At 41.2% G+C, this 2,087-nt stretch carries 5 protein-coding genes; all 5 read left to right on the forward strand.

Annotation, left to right across the window (positions count from 1 at the left end):
- Positions 1-159 (forward strand): conserved phage C-terminal domain-containing protein (locus LC033_RS16465; protein ID WP_264188797.1); only part of this gene is annotated, 159 nt, incomplete at its 5' end.
- Complete coding sequence (locus tag LC033_RS16470; RefSeq protein ID WP_226570303.1) at positions 98-964, forward strand: AAA family ATPase; 867 nt, start codon at positions 98-100, stop codon at positions 962-964. The genes LC033_RS16465 and LC033_RS16470, both read left to right, overlap by 62 nt.
- A 105-nt stretch (positions 965-1,069) precedes the next feature.
- On the forward strand, positions 1,070-1,225 hold the full coding sequence (locus LC033_RS16475; protein ID WP_226570305.1) for a DUF6906 family protein: 156 nt from the start codon (positions 1,070-1,072) through the stop codon (positions 1,223-1,225).
- Positions 1,222-1,749: a hypothetical protein gene (locus tag LC033_RS16480; protein ID WP_226570307.1), complete on the forward strand. Its 528-nt coding sequence runs from the start codon at positions 1,222-1,224 to the stop codon at positions 1,747-1,749. The genes LC033_RS16475 and LC033_RS16480 overlap by 4 nt, the downstream gene beginning before the upstream one ends.
- A gap of 108 nt (positions 1,750-1,857) precedes the next feature.
- On the forward strand, positions 1,858-1,998 hold the full coding sequence (locus LC033_RS16485) for a BH0509 family protein (protein ID WP_312887879.1): 141 nt from the start codon (positions 1,858-1,860) through the stop codon (positions 1,996-1,998).
- Positions 1,999-2,087 lie beyond the last annotated feature (89 nt).

A 2,087-nucleotide genomic window follows, 5' to 3' on the forward strand; every position in this document is an offset into this window, starting at 1 on the left:
CTTAAAAACGATCAGATGAATAAATACTTGCAGCCAACGACATTGTTTGGAACCAAGTTTGAAGGATACCTGAATGAAGGTGCGGGGGTGATAAAACGTGCAGAGCATCAAATCAGTGGTGGCGGAGTCCTTAAACGCAAGAATGACCTTCCATTCTGATTACTGTAATAAGCACACATACACTCGTGGCAGTGAAGATGTTGTAAAACCTGTCCGAATGATGGTGATGAATGGGAAAGTTATTTGCCCTCGATGTGAACTGGAAGAAGAGTCCAAGAAATTGCAAAAAGACTTAGAAAGTCAGATTGAATATAGCCAGCGTCAGAAGAAATTTAACATGTTGGAAAAGCGCAGCATGTTCAGGGATCGAACTGTCTCACAAGCAACATTTGAAAATTACAATGTTGCTGAGCCAGAAGAGACCAAGAATAAAAAACGAATGATGGATCTTGTTAAACACTTGCAACAAGGTGAAGTGTTCAACATCTTTTTGCAGGGCCATCCAGGAGTGGGGAAGAGTCATCTTGCATATGCAGCACTTAGAGAACTAAACGTGCCTCCTGATCCCGACAACCCTAAAGACAAAGGAAGATCATGCTTGTTTATCAATATGGAAGATGCTGCAACGGCAATTAAAGATTCATTCAGCAACAAAGAGAGCAAGTATACAGAAGCGTATGTGACTCAGTTGATGGGTGAAGCTGATTATCTCGTGATAGATGACATCGGTGCAGAAACAGGGTCAGAACATTCGGATAGTAAAGCCAGTGATTTCATTCATCGCCTCATCTACAAAGTCACATCCGCTAGGCAGGATAAAGTGACGATTTATACAACAAACCTCACTAGCGAAAAGCTGTATCAAATGTATGACAGCAAGTTAGTATCACGCATCACCCAAAAGCAGCAATACATCATTTTTAAAGACACATCGGACAAGCGTAAAGAAGTATTGCCGTTCTAAGGGAGTGTAAAACATGAGCAAAATCACATCTGAGAAGGTTGATAGTTTAATAGATCACCTGCAAGCAAGTTTAAAAGACTACGAAAAACACAAGGAGGAACCATCATGAAAAAAGGCGGTAGAAAGCCCACTAGAACGGAAAGGAATATTTTAGTAGTAAATGGGTTGAACCCAAGTTATTGGCTCGTAGAAAGAAATCTGGCGACATCTATGCACCTTGTGCACAAAGAGGTTGGTCGCAGGAAGGAAATTGCGAAATGAGTGTCACTAGAATCATTTTGGATCATGTCAACTTCGAATGGACAATTGTTGGTCTTAAACATTTTTTGGATTACTGGTACGAAGGGAGGTCATTAAACGAAATGGCGGAGTTATTTAACCGTCCTGCAGAAGAAGTATTGTTACTCATGATTGATTTTTCAAAAAGAGGAAAGATCAAAGAACGACCTAACGGCGTAGGCGCAAACGATCAAATGTACATCAAAAAGAGCGTCATGAGCAGTAAGAAGAGAGAATTACGTAAGCTCTTTGAAGAACAACCAGTTTACTATGCTTGCCCGCACAGCGATTTCATTTGGTGCGAGACAGACATCACAGCCTTTCAAAAGATGTGGGAGGATCATGAGCCAATCAGACATATTGCAAATCGTTTGGCAAGAAAAGTGGATGACATACTGCTGTTGATAATAGACCAAGCAGAGTTAGGCAAAATTGAACCACGCAAAGGCGGTGCCTTCGGAAAGGAGAACAAGCATGAAGAGAAAAAGCATCTTGTTGCCATTTGATAAGGCGACAGCACGACAACTGGAAGTGATTGCGAGATATGAAGATTGTCCTAAGCAGCTAAAGACAGTAGCTGTAAGACACCTCAAAAAGAGAGGAGGAATTAAAGCGTGAATGTTGCAGAAAGAGCGTTAATGATCGAGTGGTTGAGTCTTACAAACGGGGCTTATGGGCGTGAGTATTGTGAGAAATTATCGGACAAAGAACTTGAAAGAATCTATAATCTCAACGTCCCTCAAAGGGATGATTAAAAAGGAGGTAAACACATTGGAGACAACTGAAAATCCATACAAATCAGGACCAGTTAAAGAGTGGATGATGTCCGAAGATGAACTAGCAG

Source organism: Bacillus stratosphericus (genome assembly GCF_020524495.1).
Classification (GTDB): Bacteria; Bacillota; Bacilli; order Bacillales; family Bacillaceae; genus Bacillus; species Bacillus stratosphericus_B.